Origin of the sequence: Pseudoalteromonas sp. SWYJ118 (assembly GCF_015864505.1) — a bacterium.
In the GTDB taxonomy this organism is placed as follows: Bacteria; Pseudomonadota; Gammaproteobacteria; order Enterobacterales; family Alteromonadaceae; genus Pseudoalteromonas; species Pseudoalteromonas arctica.
In genome coordinates this window covers 300,087-315,179 of sequence record NZ_JADYXC010000003.1, presented here as the reverse complement: position 1 = coordinate 315,179, position 15,093 = coordinate 300,087, and the positions used below count along the sequence as shown (strand labels likewise).

The 15,093-nt window shown below is 39.8% G+C and carries 16 protein-coding genes; 9 read left to right on the top strand and 7 right to left on the bottom strand.

Going from position 1 to position 15,093, the window contains the following annotated elements; translation table 11 throughout:
* Positions 1-89: 89 nt before the first annotated feature.
* The gene (locus tag I6F48_RS05775; RefSeq protein ID WP_165740798.1) at positions 90-671 is read right to left on the bottom strand and encodes a uracil-DNA glycosylase family protein; all 582 of its coding nucleotides are present in this window, start codon (positions 669-671) and stop codon (positions 90-92) included.
* Positions 672-821: 150 nt separating this feature from the next.
* Positions 822-1,178 carry a VOC family protein gene (locus tag I6F48_RS05770; protein WP_165740799.1) on the bottom strand — a complete coding sequence of 119 codons (357 nt, stop codon included), beginning with the start codon at positions 1,176-1,178 and terminating at the stop codon, positions 822-824.
* A gap of 343 nt (positions 1,179-1,521) precedes the next feature.
* Here I6F48_RS05770 and I6F48_RS05765 point away from each other — a divergent pair, with 343 nt between their 5' ends.
* Genes I6F48_RS05765 through I6F48_RS05755 form a run of 3 tightly spaced genes read left to right on the top strand, consistent with a single transcriptional unit; the run spans position 1,522 to position 3,793 of the window.
* A complete protein-coding gene (locus I6F48_RS05765; RefSeq protein WP_165728812.1) occupies positions 1,522-1,863 on the top strand; it encodes a hypothetical protein in 342 nt (113 codons plus the stop codon).
* A complete protein-coding gene (locus I6F48_RS05760) occupies positions 1,860-3,461 on the top strand; it encodes a PepSY-associated TM helix domain-containing protein (RefSeq protein ID WP_165740800.1) in 1,602 nt (533 codons plus the stop codon). The genes I6F48_RS05765 and I6F48_RS05760 overlap by 4 nt, the downstream gene beginning before the upstream one ends.
* Entirely contained in the window at positions 3,458-3,793 is a 336-nt protein-coding gene (locus tag I6F48_RS05755) for a DUF3325 domain-containing protein (RefSeq protein ID WP_165728814.1), read from the top strand. Before I6F48_RS05760 ends, I6F48_RS05755 begins: the two co-directional genes overlap by 4 nt.
* Before the next feature lie 535 nt (positions 3,794-4,328).
* Here the strand turns inward: I6F48_RS05755 and I6F48_RS05750 are convergent.
* On the bottom strand, positions 4,329-4,859 hold the full coding sequence (locus I6F48_RS05750) for a lipocalin family protein (RefSeq protein WP_197119029.1): 531 nt from the start codon (positions 4,857-4,859) through the stop codon (positions 4,329-4,331).
* 130 nt (positions 4,860-4,989) lie between these two features.
* Between I6F48_RS05750 and I6F48_RS05745 the strand changes: the two genes are divergently transcribed.
* The 4 genes from I6F48_RS05745 to I6F48_RS05730 all read left to right on the top strand — a co-directional run bounded on the left by I6F48_RS05745 (position 4,990) and on the right by I6F48_RS05730 (position 7,455).
* Positions 4,990-5,445, top strand: coding sequence for a YaiI/YqxD family protein (locus I6F48_RS05745; RefSeq protein WP_165727905.1), 456 nt, complete (start codon positions 4,990-4,992; stop codon positions 5,443-5,445).
* 1 nt (position 5,446) lies between these two features.
* Entirely contained in the window at positions 5,447-6,007 is a 561-nt protein-coding gene (locus tag I6F48_RS05740; protein WP_197119028.1) for a DUF6942 family protein, read from the top strand.
* Between the two features lie 98 nt (positions 6,008-6,105).
* On the top strand, positions 6,106-6,663 hold the full coding sequence (locus tag I6F48_RS05735) for a sugar O-acetyltransferase (protein WP_231615183.1): 558 nt from the start codon (positions 6,106-6,108) through the stop codon (positions 6,661-6,663).
* A gap of 399 nt (positions 6,664-7,062) precedes the next feature.
* Positions 7,063-7,455 (top strand): ACT domain-containing protein, encoded by a 393-nt coding sequence (locus I6F48_RS05730; RefSeq protein WP_197119027.1) that lies wholly within the window; start codon positions 7,063-7,065, stop codon positions 7,453-7,455.
* Between the two features lie 147 nt (positions 7,456-7,602).
* Here I6F48_RS05730 and I6F48_RS05725 read toward each other — a convergent pair whose 3' ends face one another.
* Complete coding sequence (locus tag I6F48_RS05725) at positions 7,603-8,484, bottom strand: LysR family transcriptional regulator (RefSeq protein ID WP_165741055.1); 882 nt, start codon at positions 8,482-8,484, stop codon at positions 7,603-7,605.
* Between the two features lie 151 nt (positions 8,485-8,635).
* On the opposite strand from I6F48_RS05725, the gene I6F48_RS05720 reads away from it, so the two are divergent.
* Entirely contained in the window at positions 8,636-9,241 is a 606-nt protein-coding gene (locus I6F48_RS05720) for a short chain dehydrogenase (RefSeq protein ID WP_165727910.1), read from the top strand.
* A gap of 99 nt (positions 9,242-9,340) precedes the next feature.
* Complete coding sequence (locus tag I6F48_RS05715; RefSeq protein WP_165741056.1) at positions 9,341-9,511, top strand: hypothetical protein; 171 nt, start codon at positions 9,341-9,343, stop codon at positions 9,509-9,511.
* A 9-nt stretch (positions 9,512-9,520) separates the two neighbouring features.
* Here I6F48_RS05715 and I6F48_RS05710 read toward each other — a convergent pair whose 3' ends face one another.
* Genes I6F48_RS05710 through I6F48_RS05700 form a run of 3 tightly spaced genes read right to left on the bottom strand, consistent with a single transcriptional unit; the run spans position 9,521 to position 15,090 of the window.
* Complete coding sequence (locus I6F48_RS05710; RefSeq protein ID WP_165741057.1) at positions 9,521-10,177, bottom strand: class I SAM-dependent methyltransferase; 657 nt, start codon at positions 10,175-10,177, stop codon at positions 9,521-9,523.
* A gap of 18 nt (positions 10,178-10,195) precedes the next feature.
* Complete coding sequence (locus I6F48_RS05705) at positions 10,196-13,846, bottom strand: AAA family ATPase (RefSeq protein ID WP_197119026.1); 3,651 nt, start codon at positions 13,844-13,846, stop codon at positions 10,196-10,198.
* The gene (locus tag I6F48_RS05700) at positions 13,843-15,090 is read right to left on the bottom strand and encodes an exonuclease SbcCD subunit D C-terminal domain-containing protein (protein ID WP_197119025.1); all 1,248 of its coding nucleotides are present in this window, start codon (positions 15,088-15,090) and stop codon (positions 13,843-13,845) included. The genes I6F48_RS05705 and I6F48_RS05700 overlap by 4 nt, the downstream gene beginning before the upstream one ends.
* Between the last annotated feature and the right edge of the window lie 3 nt (positions 15,091-15,093).

Here is a 15,093-nt window from a genome sequence, read left to right as displayed (position 1 = left end):
GTAGCGACACGTTTAGCCCCGCAAAATGATTAAGTATTATTGCGGATTGGTATAACGCCCCTTTACAATAAATCCTAATGCTAGAAGCATTACTTATTTAAAATAGTAGCAATGCGTTTACCCAGTTCTGAAAGTACATCTTGCTCAAACCATGGATTCTTTTTAAGCCATATATTATTGCGCGGACTCGGATGTGGAAGCACTAAATAATTTGGCCAATACTCACGCCACGATTTTACTAACTCCGTAAGTGGCATTTTTTTAGTCTCCGGTAAATGATACGCCTGCGCGTATTTACCTAATACTATTGTCAGCTCAATATTTGGTAGTGCAGCCAATAATTGCTCGCGCCATGCTGGGGCACATTCTTTTCTCGGTGGTAAATCACCCGACTTCCCCCTACCCGGGTAGCAAAAGCCCATAGGTAAAATTGCTATATTATTAGCGTCGTAAAATTCATCACGTGTTAGCCCAAGCCATTCTCGTAGGCGGTTTCCGCTTGCATCGTTAAACGGCACGCCTGTTTCGTGAACTTTTATACCCGGTGCTTGGCCTGCGATTAAAATACGTGCGTTTGGGTTAAATTGTATTACAGGTCGAGCCCCTAAAGGTAAATGAGGATCACAGATCACGCATTTACTAACTTGGTCTATTAATTGGTGACTATTCATGTTTATTTGGCCTTAAATGCTTAATTTTCATCCTAAATGGCCATTTAGGATAAATGAGTTGGTAAAAAATCGGTTTATTTTATCTAAAATGGCGATTAGTTAGTAAAATCCTGATCTTTAAGCCTAAATGCCCTACAGCCCTTATAGTACCTAGTGTTCTTTCGCCCATACCGCAAATTCGTTACCACTTGGTTCTGTAAAGTGAAACCGACAACCGCCAGGAAACTCAAAAATAGGTTTTAATATTACTCCGCCAAATGTCTCTACTTTTTTAAAGGTTGCGTGTATGTCGTCGCTATAAAAAATAAGTAATGCTGCCCCATACTGAGTTAGTGATTTTAATGGAGCCTGAAAAATCCCACCATCTAACCCCTGCCCACTAAACGCCGTGTATTCTGGGCCGTAGTCAGTAAACTGCCAATTAAATACATGACTAAAAAAGGCCTTAGTTGCGGGTAAGTCGCATGCAGGAAACTCTACGTAATTTAGTTTTTCGTGATCGCTCATCGTTATTTCACTCTTTATTTTTACTCAGTTTATTAACCTTAAGCTTTACATGCAGCCTGTGCAATATCATTAAACAATAACAGATCAGTATTTTACTAAGTAATCTGAACTCTGGATAATAAATCTATCTCGAGCAGCTATTTTCAGCGCTAGAGAAAATAAATTTAAATATCACCATAATTCAATACGTATAAAACCTGTTAACCAAGGTTCAGGTTAAGTAAGAAGGATAATTTACTAAAAGTTAGCCGCCGTAAATGAGAATAGCTATCTTTTGTATTTGTAACATATATAATAGCGCCTTTGTTTTATCCTCAGCTTTAAATAAAGGGATTAATTAACTATGCAGGCACCTTTGCACAGTGCGCCATTCGATAAGGTTAACGTAATTGCGCTTATAGTAAAAAGCGTAAGCAGTTATCGAGTTTTGGTATTTTTACGTTTTTTTATTGCCATAATTGGTGGCTATGCCTTTACCTCTGCAAGTACTGCGTTATTAAGTTTTGTATTGCCAATAGCTAAGCAAGACGCTGTACTGTTTAGTGTTTCAATCAGCATTTTAATTTATGCCGTAGTATTTATTTATGCCTTTAGCGTTAAATCATTAAGAAAAATTTGGATCAGTATTTTACTAAGTACAGGTGCGTTTATCGGATTGCTTGTATTACTAAAGGGTTGGGTATGAAAGACAGCTTTTTCAGATCGATGACTTGGTTACACACTTGGGTAGGGTTACTCGTTTGTTGGTTATTATATTTAATATTTTTTGCAGGAACACTTAGCTTTTTTAGAGACGAAATAACGCTGTGGAATCAACCTGCCATACATAATGTACAAGCCCAAACACAGCGTATAGAAGCGCAAAAACAACAAATAATTACAGGGTTCGATTACTTAGCTAACCATGGAGCTAACTCATCAAGCTGGCGTATTACATTACCTGAGCCGCGTATTCCTTATTTAATTTATGGTTATGCAAAGCCAAAAGAGCCAGGCCAGCGCCGCAGCCAGTTTAAAAACACACAGTTAAACCCTAATACCATGAAAGAGCTTGAGCCCTTTGTAGATACTAAAGGTGGTAACTTTTTTTATCGGCTGCACTATGATTTACATTACATGGATGCAATAACCGCACGCTGGATTGTGTGCTTTGCTAGCTTTTTTATGCTAATTGCCATTATATCGGGTGTGGTTATTCACAAGCGTATTTTTAAAGATATGTTTAGTTTTAGACGTAATAAAGGTAGCCGTACGTGGTTAGATGCCCACAATTTAAGCTCTGTGCTTGCCCTGCCTTTTCATTTAATGATTACTTACACGGGCATGATTACGCTCATATTTATGTTGTTTCCCTACCCTGCGCAAACGTCTTACGATAACGGCATGCGTGGCTTTTTTAACGATGTAACCCCTCGCAACACCATGACCGATAAAGCCCAAGGCGAATCGTCAATGGTGCCGATTCAAAGCATTTTGGATCAGGTTTATACTAAGTGGCCTCATGCAGATATTACTCGCGTACAAGTTAACCAACCAAATATGGCAGCTTCAACAATTACCGTATTGGTAAGCGCAGGTAAAACACTGCGTGACCAAGCACCACGCTTAATATTTAGTGGTGCTACAGGGCAAATGGTTGCTAAAACTGATGACGAGCTAACTAGTAGCAAAGCGCTTTACGAATCACTTAATTCAATGCATACAGGGCGTTTAGCTACGTGGTTACTGCGTTGGTTATACGTATTAGGCGGTATTGCAGGCTGTGTAATGATTGGCTCTGGCTGTATTATGTGGGCTAAGCGAATTCGCGAGCGAACTAAAAATAACGTTAAACCTTCGTTTGGTTTAAAACTAGTTGAGGGGTTAAACCTAGCCACTATTATGGGACTACCACTGGCAACGTGTGCATTTTTTATTGCTAACAGACTACTTAGCCCAACTACCGCAGAGCGCGCCGATAAAGAAATACTCGCGTTCTTTTTAACATGGCTAGCGGTTGCTCTTTTAGCACTTATAAAGCGCGACACACTGCAATGGCGAGTTATGGCAGCTATAAATGCTGTTGCATGTTTAAGCGTACCGGTTATTAATGCACTTACAACTAACGGTAATATAGTTAGCTATTTGATGCACAAACAGTGGGCTTTATTTACTTTTGATGCACTGTTTTTGTTATTTAGTATATTATTTTTTATACAAACCGAAAAATTACGTACTGCTAAAAACAACTCAAAAATAATCAGCCCTAACCAATCTAATAATCTTAAAAGGCAAAAATCATGATTGATTTACTTGGTTTTAGTCTGTGTTTGTTTGGTTTTAATGGTTTTGCACTGGCTAAGTTTAATCATTTTAAAGATGTATTTAAAAAACGCCCTACAGAATTACAAAGTAAAAGCCTGCTATTTATTGCTTGGATCAGTATTTTACTAAGCTTAGTACTTTGCGTAGCAACTCAAAGTGGTTATGGCGCGTTACTATTTTGTGGGTTTATGAGCCTAAGTGTCTTAATTATAATGGTTTTTTATAACTTTTTAGTAGGCTACGTAAAGTGGTTTAGTGTTTTAAGCGCCTTATTAATTGTACTTAGCGGTCTATTTTTAGCGTTAAACTAGCCTTAGTTAGTAAAAACGTGATCCGTTACTTTCCCATAGATTAGGGCGTGTTGATCTTTGGTGGGTGAATTTGCAGCAGACTGTTTGGTATTTAGGCAAGGCAGAGCCTATGTAGTGTGGTTATTCCCCATAAATAGGCGATAACGCAGCATAAATACCAAACATGCGCTGCCCTTTGGGTTCTTTCTAGGGACGATTAACTCTTTGTTGCCTACATGGATGTAGGTAAGGGGCGTGAGCAGGACGCGGAAGCTTTGCTCGGTTTTTACTTAGCCCACTAGGTTACAAACCTCGCGCCGCGATTTAATCGCCCCTAGATTGAACAGATTTCAATCCACAAAGATCAACACGCCCTAGGCAAAAAAAATGGCAAGCTATATAGCTTGCCAACAATAGGGGATATTCAGTGTTCCTAATACTTACTGTCTCACTGTAAGTGCTAGCAATATAGCGTTTATATATTTAATTTACTTTACAGTTAGATGACGTTTTTATTACCACTTTAAAAGCGCATACAGCTAACTGTAAACCCCCTTTACATACTCTCTTGATTTACCCAAATTATTTCATCGGTAGCAAAGCCCAACTCTTTCGCTTTAGTTAAAAAGTGGTTTTTAAGCTCTTTGCTAACCGTTGGTGTACGCGATAAAAACCACAAGTAATCTTTGTTGTAACTGGTTATAAAAGCATATTGATAATCGGGTTGGTCAAGTTCAAAAATCACGTAAGCGCCATAAAATGGACCAAAAAACGAGACTTTAAAATGCCCTGTGTCGGTGCCCTCAACAAACTTGGCCAAGCCTTCGGCGTCATCCCATTTTTTATCATCCGTTAAATACCCTTTGTTAAGGATCTTTACTGTGCCGTCGTCGTTAATAGAATACGTAGCGGTAACTTGCTCCATACCTTCTTCGAATGAGTGATTGAGCCGCGCTATTTCAAACCATTTGCCTTTATATTTTTGTATATCAAAGTTTTTAACGGGTGTTATTCCCTCAGGAGGGCTGGTGCAAGCACTAAGAAAAAATAGCCCTGTAATAAGTAAACCGTATTTAATAGCCTTCATGTAAGCTCCTTTTTAAATTACATAAATAGTACGTATTATCTAAATATAGATGGATATAAAGTTTGCTAGCCGATTAAAAAATTTTGCTATAGGATCATATTAATTCTAAAGCAATAAAAATGACCATAGCATGAAAATTTGGGTAGATGCAGACGCGTGTCCTGTTGTTATAAAAGAAATACTTTTTAGAGCGGCAGAGCGTATGAAAATCGACACTATTTTAGTGGCTAATCACGCAATGCGTATTCCGCCGTCAAAATACATAAGCCGCGTTCAAGTATCGTCAGGCTTTGATGTAGCCGACGACGAAATAGTGAAACGTATTGAAAAAGGCGATTTAGTTATTACTGGCGATATACCGCTGGCGAGTGAAGTAATTGATAACGGTGGGCAGGCGCTCAACCCGCGTGGCGAGCTTTACACCACGGAGAATATTCGCTCAATACTTAACGTACGCGACTTTATGGATACCATGCGCTCAAGTGGTGTAGAAATGAGTGGCGGGCCGCCTCCACTTAGTCAAACCGACCGTCAAAATTTTGCTAATAATCTCGATCGTATTTTAGCGCAAAACAAGGCTAACTAACTTGAATACCCAATTAGTTGGCTTAGGCGATACCCAATTTAGCGTGGCAGTGTATGTAGCAAAAGCGCCGCCAATGCCGTTTTTTGAAACACTTCAATGCCTTGAACCGGTTATAAACGAGCAAATAAATACCATAAACCAGCACTGTGGTAATGGTTGGCGAAAAGTATTTAACGTATACGCCAAAGTATTGTTTTCTCTACCAAGCGAGCACTATTCATTTGCTAAACAAGCGCCTACTTGGCAGCAATATCGCGATGAGTTTTTGCTTCAAAAGAATAGTAAAACGGCCCTGTTATTTAGCGCGCCTAATATTACTATTACGTGTGCCCATAAATCTTCTAGCAATAAAAACCAGCTACACATAATTGCTGGGCGTACGCACGCTAAAAGCTTACTCCAACAAGGTAAGCTTAATGCGCAATTTAATTGGCTCGACGACGAGTTTGCAATAGATACAGCCAACAACATTATCGTATGCCCGTATTTTGATTACAGGCAGCTAAGTAATATAAAAATAGCTAGGCTTAGCGAGCTAGTTGCAAAACTAAAAAATAGTTAAAAGTAACTAAATGTACACGTACTAAACAAAGGTAGTGGTGCTTAGCTTAAAAGCTGAATCTGCCACTTATAAAAAATATATTATTTGGATTTTAAATTATGACAGAAAAAGAAAAAATGCTATCTGGTCAGTATTATGACCCAAGTGACCCTGAGCTTATTGAATTACGATTAAAAGCTAGCTTAAAAACGGAAACGCTAAACCAAACAAGTGTTATTCATTTGGATGAAAGAGCTCAAATTATACATGCGTTATTTGGCTCAACAGGAAAACAAGTTCATGTAGAGTCATCATTTAATTGTGATTATGGGTCAAATATTCATGTAGGTGAAAATTTTTATGCTAATTTTGGCTGCGTTATTTTAGACGCTGCGGAAGTTAATATTGGTAACAATTGTTTTATTGCGCCACAGGTTGGAATTTATACCGCTACACACCCTATAAACCCAGTTGATAGAAGAAGTGGGCTCGAATATGCAAAAACAATAACAATAGGAAATGATTGTTGGATTGGTGGTCATGCAGTCATAAATCCAGGCGTTACTTTAGGTAACAATGTAGTTGTTGCGTCGGGTGCTGTTGTTACAAAATCGTTTGGCGATAACGTTGTTATAGGTGGGAATCCTGCAAAAATAATAAAAATGATTGAAAGTTAATTTGCTCAACTTAAAAACTAAGCGACTCTTTAAACTTACTCCTTTTATAGTATTTAATACCAATTCCGTTAAGTATGTGATCTAAATTTTACGCCGAAAAAATAATTCAGTTCTAGGCGTAAATTGATGTAAATGGTTGTTCCCTTTGCGAAATTTACAACAAAGAAATGGGTTGTTTTAGCAAGTAAAATAGATCAGCTATTTATTGGAATGGTATAAGCTTAAACCAATCGCCAATAGAGCCTTAAAATTTGATCGGTGTTTGGGATATTGTCGAAAAAATAATAGTTAAACGAGATAGTAATTTAATTAAAAAACAGTTTGAAAATAGACTTACTTATTTGAATTGAATTGAATCTGCCAATTGAATTGAATTGAATTAGGTTAATAGGAGCGACCATGGCTGGAATTTTAGAGTTAAACCAATTATTAAAATCAATGCAGCCAGAGCTTAAGCAAGGCGAGTATATTTTTTGTTGCTTGGCAGGAAAGCTCGCTGATTATATTCATTTAGAGCCACTTGCTACTTATGTAGAAGAAGAAGGGCTAACTCTTATATTAAAAGCTGAAACCGCCGATAAAGCCGGTATTACCTTTGAGAGTAAATATAATTTAATTACTCTTAACGTGCATTCAAGCCTTGAAGCAGTAGGGTTAACCGCTGCGGTATCTGCAAAGCTCACTGAGCATGGTATTAGTGCTAATGTGGTAGCTGCGTTTTATCACGACCACATTTTCGTACAAACAGATAAAGCACAAGCCGCTATGAAAGCACTTGGCGAGATTGGTTAGGATTGCTGGCATAGCAACATGCTGAGTGATGTTGATATTAGAGCGACGGGTGGCGCTTCACTTAATCGATCTACGTTTCATAATGCTCTTGTCTTAAAAGCTTTATTAAAACCGCTTTATTTTTTATTACAAATAATAACTCTCAAATCACTCAACCACCAACTTTGATACTACCCATTTATGAAGCGGGTTTTTATTGTAGCGCGGATGCCATGCGGCTATTACGTCAAACGGCGCGGGTAACTGTAGCAGCTCTATTTTTACTAGCTCTGAGCTTACTGCGCGTGAGGGTAAAAATGCGATAGAGTCGGTTGTTTCTAGGTACATCGGCACAATAGAAAAACACGGTGCCGACACCACTACGTTACGCGTTAAATCAAAGCTTTTAAACCAATCGTCAATAGACCCTTTAAAATTTGGACGCGAAGGCGAGGCAATAATACTTGGATAACTGGCGATTTCAGCAAGGCTTGGCTTAGTTCCTGCTATTGATGAATTCGGCGAGGTAACACAAATATGTTGCTCCTCAAACAATTTAATAATGGGATAAGTACTTGGGATATAGTCAGGAAATGCAATAGCAAGGTTTACTTTGCCGCTTTCCATTAAATCGTGCAGGCTGTCTATCTCGAAGTCTCTTATTATAAGCTTTAAATTTGGCGCTTGTGCCCGGAGTACTTTAACTAATGCTGGTAAAACGACTTGCTGTGCGTAGTCGGTAGCGGCTATTACAAACTCATCATTAACTGTTTTTGGGTCAAATATTTTAGGTGCTAATAATGCCTGAAAGTCGTTTAGGAGTTTGTCTATGTCTACCGACAACTCCTCTGCATAAGGTGTAGGCACAAAGCCAGTGGTTTTTCTCAAAAACAGCTGGTCGTCAAACACATCGCGTAACTTTTTTAGTTGCTCACTCACTGCTTGTTGGGTTAAGCCCAATTTACTCGCTGCTTTTGAGGCGTTCTTCTCGCGAATGAGCGCTTGGAAAATACGCAATTGTTTTATATCTAATCGGTCTAACTTGCTCATGCCGCTGCCAGTGTTATTTAGTAATAATATTTAACTTATCACATAACCAAATTATCTTGTATCTCTTACATAAAAGGGTTGTTTCTAATTGTTAAAATACTCCCTTACTATGCTCCTACACACTAAAGTGAACAAATGATTGGAGCAAACAATGAAAACAGTAATTTTAATAGGCGCACTAGGTAAAATGGGTCAAGCGGCATTAACCGGTTTATCTAAGCATAAAGTAATTACAGCGGGTCGTTCGGGCGATGTGGATCATATTGTTGATATTACCAGCGAGCAATCAATTACTGAACTGTACGAAAAAGTAGGCCATTTTGATGCCGTAGTTAATACCGTAGGTTTATGTGAGTACGAAACGTTTGCAGATATGAGCGAAGCCCAGTGGATGAGCACTATTATGAGCAAAATGATGGGGCAAATTAACCTTGTACGCATTGGTCAAAAGTACATTGCCGATAGCGGTTCATTTACGCTAATTAGCGGTATTTTAAACGTTAAACCTATTCCGTTTGCGATTGCTGATGCAACAACCAGCGGTGCAATAGATACGTTTGCAAAATGCGTATCACTTGAAATGCCACGTGGCACACGTATTAATGTGGTTAACCCTACCGTACTTGAAGAAGCATGGGACGTATACGGCGAGATGATGCCAGGTTTTCAACCAGTACCAGGCAAGCTTGTAGGTAAAGCGTTTGAGCGTTCGGTTGATGGCTTTATTACTGGCGAAGTTATTTTTGTAGATGCATAACTACCCGCCATATTGGTGAGAGATGCTAGCAAACTAATAAGCGCTTTGTATTTACAGTAACTGCAATGCGCTTTAAAACATATTTTAATAGGTGATGAAATGAAAAAATTAATACCCGTATTTGCTATATTATTGGCTGCAGGTTGTGCCAACGTAGCCCCAAGCTCGCAATATGCTAGCGAGCCAGGTGCCAACTCTAATAAAGAATGTAAAACAATACCGCGCCATAAGCACACAGTTCAGTGGTGTAAGCCACATTCTTCTAAATAGATCGATAAATTAAACTACATACCCACTAAAACCTAGCGCTTTAAAATACAGCTTTGGAATACCAAATTTGCACTCATTTAGCAGCTCGCTAAAGCGCATTCTATCGAGTGGGTAAAACTCATTTTCTAAATCGTGTCCCATTTGTGTTTTACCGGTTTCGGTTAAACCTAATTGCGCACACGTCGTAAGTTGGGCTTCGCGCTCAAACGTCGTTTCGGGGCGCATTAAATCAGCAATATAAAGGAGTGCATCTTTTTTAAGATTGCCCTTCATTGCTTTTAATAGCTGCTTTTTATCGCCATTGTCTTGTACAAAATGCATGACTAATAAACATAAAATGGCATCAGCTTTAACTGATAATTTATCAACAGGGCCATTGTGAATCGTTACGCGACTAGTTATGCCTTGTTCATCAAATTGCTGCTGTGCGATAGCAAGCATATCGGCTGATGTATCTTGCGCAGTAAATTGCCATGTTGGGTTTAATGCAGCCAGTGCGAGCACTTCTTTACCAGTGCCTGCCCCTACTACTAAAATATGTGCATTGTCGCTTAGCGTTGCTTGTAGCTGTGCGTTAGTTAGTTGGTGTAATAACTCATAACCTGGAACTAAACGAGTAATGCGGCTATCGTATTGTGTTGCTTGTTCGCCTGTAAATGTTGGCATTTTTAAACTCCCTAATAGCTATATAACTTCAACTGTGGAATATCCACCTGGCTTTTTGGCTACATGCACTTGAGTGGCTACGCGCTCGCTCATTTGTGTTACGTGCGATATAACGCCTACTTTTCTACCTTGTGCTTGTAATGAATCAAGAGCGTCCATTGCAATGCTGAGGGTTTCGCTGTCTAACGTACCAAACCCTTCGTCAATAAACAAAGAATTGATTTGTACTTTGTTTGACGAAAGCGATGCTAAACCAAGTGCAAGCGCCAGTGATACTAAAAATGACTCCCCGCCCGAGAGCGTATTAACAGAGCGTTGCTCGTCGGCCATGTCGCGGTCAATAATCGCAATGTCGAGCGTTTGTGCTATTGCCGTTAATTCGTAGCGCTTGTTGAGTGTTTTTAAATGGCTGTTGGCATAGTGCAGTAATATTTTTAATGTTTGTGTTTGCGCTAAGTTACGCATGGTTTTACCCGTTGCATCGCCTAGTACTTTATTAAGCAAGTGCCACTGTTCAACCTGCGTTTTAAGCGTTGTTAGTTCGGCTTGCTTACCTTCAAGCGCCTTTGTATTTTGGTTATGCTGCTCAATGGCAGTATTAGTCGCTAGTAATGAACTTTGCAGCTGCGTTTGTTGCTCGTTTAAGCTACTTAATTGGGTATTTAAAGCCTCTGCACTTTGCGTTGGTTTATCGCTACTGTTGTGTTTTTCAAGCGTAAGTTGCTGCTGTTTTAATGCGGCATTTGCATCGGTTAGCGCTTGAGTTAACTGCTCGTGCTGATTTAAATGCGCTTTAATCGTCTCGCTACTAAGTGTTAGTAAAATTTTGACCTGTTCGTGCGTCGCATTGCTAAATTGCGCTTTAAAGTCGCTAAACCACTCGTTATAACGTGCCTCAAGCGTTGCTAGCTCTTGACTGTTTTCAAGCAAGCGTTGCTCTGCGTTTTTAAGTGTTATAGCGTGCTCGTCTCGCTGCTTAATAGCATCATCATGCGCTTTTTGACTTGCTTGAACCAGCAATTGCTTTTGCTCTTGCTCACTTGTGAGCTTTGCTTGGTAGTCGTCTGCGCTTATTTGCTCGTTATTAAATAATGCTAAGCGCTCAGTTTGCACAGTGCTTAATAGCGCTTTAGCTTTTATGAGCTCTTCATTGAGTGTTTTTAACGATTGTTCGTTGTTACTTATAAGCGGGGTAAGCTGCTTTATTTGCTCATTAGCTGTGTGTTGGCGTTTTTGGCTTTGCTCGAGTTGCGTTTGAGTTTGCTGGTACTGCGTAACCTGCTCGTGCAACTGGGTAAGCTCAAGCGTATTGCCTTGTAGTTGCTGCCAAAAATCACTGTTTTCAAATTGACTATTAAGCGTTGTATCCAGCTCGTTAATTTGCGCATTTAGTTCGCTATGCTTACTCGTTATTTGGTTTTGCTGATGTGTAAGCTCAAGCTGTTTATTACTAAGTTGCTGCTGTGCTTGCTGCTCTGCTTTAAGTGCTGCTTGTAGCTCATTTACTTTAGTTTGCAGTGTACGCTGGCGTTTTTGTTGCTCAAAATACTGCGCTTTTTGCTCCGTTAACCGCTTATAAGTGACTTCAAGCTGATCGGCCGTTAAGTCGTTAAGCTCGGTACGTGCACCTTGCATGGTATTTTTAATATCAAGCTGTTTAGCTTTTGCCGTTTGTATTACTTGCTCAAGTTGTCCGTGTTCAGCAGCTAATACAGCATGTTGAGTTTGATGCTTATGCAGCTCGCTTTGTGCATTCTCAAATTGCTTTTTGGCGGTATTAAAAGCATTTTCAAAATCAGTAATTAAGTTATTTAATTGCTGATTTTGATTTACCGCGTACGGGTGCTCCGTTGCACCGCACACTAAACAAGGCTCATTAGGGCGAAGCTCAGTACGTAAATGCTCAACGTTTTCGCTGGCTCTTAAGCGCGCTTGGTTAAGTGCGTACTCGCTGCCTTTTAGCGCTTGCTCACTGGTTATTAAATGTTGATTAAGTAAAGCATGAGCTTGCTGGCTTTCATTTAACTGCTGGTTGAGCACTTGTTGGCGTTGCGTGCTTTGTTTTAGTTCTGTATTAAATTGCCCATAACGCTCGCGTTGCTCTTTTAAGTAATCAATACTCTTTAGCTGCGCGTCGCAATGCTCTGCATTAAATTCAGTCAGCTGATTATCTAATACCTGTAATGCCGATTGCTCATTATTAAGTAACGCCTCGCACTGCTGCACTTTATTATTTTGCGTATTTAAAAGCTCACTCTGATTTGTAAGCTCGCTATTAAGAGTTTGGCTTTGCGTAACGTTTGCGGCTAATTGCTGTTGTGCACTTAAGTAAGTAGTAAAGCTTTGTTTATAATAGCTCCAATCTTTTGCTAAAACGTGCAGCTGTGCATGCTCATTAAGCCATTGCTGACTTTTAGCTGAGTCGGTATTAGCAAGTTCAAGCTCATTATTGCTTTGTTTGAGCTGTTGTTTGAGCTCATCAAGCTGCGTTTGCTCTTTAGCTATTTGTGACTCAGTACCTCTTATACTTTGGCTTTGCAAAGCAATATTGCTGTCGAGCTCGCGCGCTTTAGCGATAACGGGCGCTGCATTTTGTTTTTTCTCATTTGCGTTATTAAGCTGCTCGGTATGTTTAATAAGCGCGGTATTACACTCGTTAATTACCGCTAAATGGTCAACACTTTTAAGCGCTGTAATTTGCTCATCTTGAACCGTATTTTGATCAGTTAAAACAGTAAAGCGGCTGCGGTTGTCTTTTATTTCAAGCGCCTGTTTGGCTTGTTTAGCTTGCTCACTTTGCTCAACGATACTTTCAAGCGCTGAGCTTGCTTGTTGCTGTGTTTGCTGTGCATGCAGTAAACTTTGCTCAAGCACTGTAGCTTGCTGATACCAGCTAAGTGCTTTTTCTGCTTTGGTCAGCTCTTTTTTAGTGTATTCGGTTTGCGCTTTTAAATCGGCTAGCTTAGTTTTTTGTAATTCAAGTTCTTCTGGTGTTAATAGAGTATAGCTTTCAAGGCCTGCTTTAAGCGTTTCAAGCTTTGCTACTTGCTCTTTATGACGCTCAAAAATACGCACGCCAATACGGCTAAACTTATCGGTGCCTGTTAAGCACTCTAAAAGTTGCGCTCGCTCATCGCCAGTGGCTTTTAAAAATGCAGCAAACTCGTGTTGCGCTAATAACACCGCACGCGAAAACTGCTCAAAGTTAAGCCCTATTTTGCTCTCAACTTCTTTTATTGTGTGGCTTTTGTCTGCTATTAGGGTTTCGTCTGGCAGGGTAACTAATGTGTGCTCGGCTACTTTAAGTTTGCCAGTTACCTTTTTATGGGTGCGTGAAATAGTATAACGCGCACGATAAAGCTGTTTATCTTGCCCTAAAAAGTCGACCTCAGCGTAGCCTTCCCAGGTACCTCTGCGCAGTAAGTTTCGCGCATCATTAAGCTTAATGCTGTCGCCGTTAAACTCTATTAAATTACCTTTGTCGCCACGTAAGCGTGCTGTTTTTGTATAAAGCGCTAAACATATCGCATCTAAAAAGGTACTTTTACCTGCGCCGGTATCGCCTGTTATCGCAAATAAGCCCGCGTCTTTTAATGGGGCTTTAGTAAAGTCTATTTCAGCGTCAACTATTGAAGCTAAATTATGAATACGAACTGCGGTTATTTTCATAGTTGTTCTTGCTCCGTTAGCTCGTTTATCACGTCACTTAAAAGTGCTTTTAGCTCATCGGGTACGCTTTGCCCTGCCATGTCTTTATCATTTGCGAATGCTTGTTCTAATAAATTAAGCGGGTTGAGCATTTCAACTTCGCTTAAATCTTCAAATACGGTGTTGTCGTCATTGTTAGCTAATTGCTCACGTACGCGTTCAATACCACAAAATTTAATATGCTTACCTTCAAGCGCTTGTTCTATTTGCTCTCTGAAGGTGGTGTCGATATCGCTCGATTTAAGCTTTACACGTAAATAAGGCGCTACTGTATTTTGTGATGTGTCGAGTGCTTTAATTTTCTCGCACAGTTCGCTTAATGGTACGCACTCCCCTTTTGGTAAAACAATTACATCGGCAGATCGCGGAATGTAAAGGGGGTTTACAGTTGTACTAATCTGTTGTTTTTCATCAGTAATAAATTCAACAACATTTACTTGGTGCGTGTAGTTACGCTCTGAAAACGACATTGGAATGGGTGTGCCGCTGTAGCGAATAACATCGCTTTTAGCAACTTGTTGCGCTTTGTGTAAATGCCCAAGTGCCACATAGTTAGCTTGTTTACCAAATACATTAGCTGAAATAGACTCTTCACCGCCTATTACTAAGTTACGCTCAGAATCACTTGATATATCTCCGCCTTTAGCGTGTAAATGCCCCATAACTATTAATGGTGAGTTTTGCTCATTTATATTAACAGCTTGCTCTAAGGCAAGTTCGTAAGCTTTTGCAACGCCTTGAGCATAACTAGGGCCGCTTTCGGTTTGGCTAAGTGAACTTATATCGCTTGCGCGTAAAAATGGCATAGCGACGATTACAGCGCGTTTACCATTAGTATTTATGGTAATAACAGTTTCATCGGGTGTAGCGATATCAAAGCGCCCTACTACGTGAGTATCAAACTGTGCAAGTAATGGCTGAGCCGCCAAAATACGATTTGCAGAGTCGTGGTTACCCGCAATAATCACTACGTGTAATAGTGGGCATGCTTTTTTGGCGTCTTTAATAAATTGGTAAAGCTGATTTTCGGCGCTAGCGCTTGGTGTCGCTGTATGATAAATGTCGCCAGCAACTAAAAGTAAATCTATTTGTTGTTCAACAAGAGTGGCTAATAACCATGTAAAAAAAGCTTGATGTTCAACACGGCGATCGTGTTCGTAAAATTGTTGGCCAAGGTGCCAATCTGAGGTGTGGAGGACTTTCATGTC

What these genes read in the sequence shown, in the direction of transcription:
- I6F48_RS05750 (WP_197119029.1), bottom strand. Translation starts at nt 4,859, where the DNA reads ATGAAGGCTATTAAATACGGTTTACTTATTACAGGGCTATTTTTTCTT.
- I6F48_RS05730 (WP_197119027.1), top strand. Translation starts at nt 7,063, where the DNA reads ATGGCTGGAATTTTAGAGTTAAACCAATTATTAAAATCAATGCAGCCA.
- I6F48_RS05770 (WP_165740799.1), bottom strand. Translation starts at nt 1,178, where the DNA reads ATGAGCGATCACGAAAAACTAAATTACGTAGAGTTTCCTGCATGCGAC.
- I6F48_RS05700 (WP_197119025.1), bottom strand. Translation starts at nt 15,090, where the DNA reads ATGAAAGTCCTCCACACCTCAGATTGGCACCTTGGCCAACAATTTTAC.
- I6F48_RS05775 (WP_165740798.1), bottom strand. Translation starts at nt 671, where the DNA reads ATGAATAGTCACCAATTAATAGACCAAGTTAGTAAATGCGTGATCTGT.
- I6F48_RS05765 (WP_165728812.1), top strand. Translation starts at nt 1,522, where the DNA reads ATGCAGGCACCTTTGCACAGTGCGCCATTCGATAAGGTTAACGTAATT.
- I6F48_RS05745 (WP_165727905.1), top strand. Translation starts at nt 4,990, where the DNA reads ATGAAAATTTGGGTAGATGCAGACGCGTGTCCTGTTGTTATAAAAGAA.
- I6F48_RS05715 (WP_165741056.1), top strand. Translation starts at nt 9,341, where the DNA reads ATGAAAAAATTAATACCCGTATTTGCTATATTATTGGCTGCAGGTTGT.
- I6F48_RS05725 (WP_165741055.1), bottom strand. Translation starts at nt 8,484, where the DNA reads ATGAGCAAGTTAGACCGATTAGATATAAAACAATTGCGTATTTTCCAA.
- I6F48_RS05710 (WP_165741057.1), bottom strand. Translation starts at nt 10,177, where the DNA reads ATGCCAACATTTACAGGCGAACAAGCAACACAATACGATAGCCGCATT.
- I6F48_RS05705 (WP_197119026.1), bottom strand. Translation starts at nt 13,846, where the DNA reads ATGAAAATAACCGCAGTTCGTATTCATAATTTAGCTTCAATAGTTGAC.
- I6F48_RS05720 (WP_165727910.1), top strand. Translation starts at nt 8,636, where the DNA reads ATGAAAACAGTAATTTTAATAGGCGCACTAGGTAAAATGGGTCAAGCG.
- I6F48_RS05755 (WP_165728814.1), top strand. Translation starts at nt 3,458, where the DNA reads ATGATTGATTTACTTGGTTTTAGTCTGTGTTTGTTTGGTTTTAATGGT.
- I6F48_RS05735 (WP_231615183.1), top strand. Translation starts at nt 6,106, where the DNA reads ATGACAGAAAAAGAAAAAATGCTATCTGGTCAGTATTATGACCCAAGT.
- I6F48_RS05760 (WP_165740800.1), top strand. Translation starts at nt 1,860, where the DNA reads ATGAAAGACAGCTTTTTCAGATCGATGACTTGGTTACACACTTGGGTA.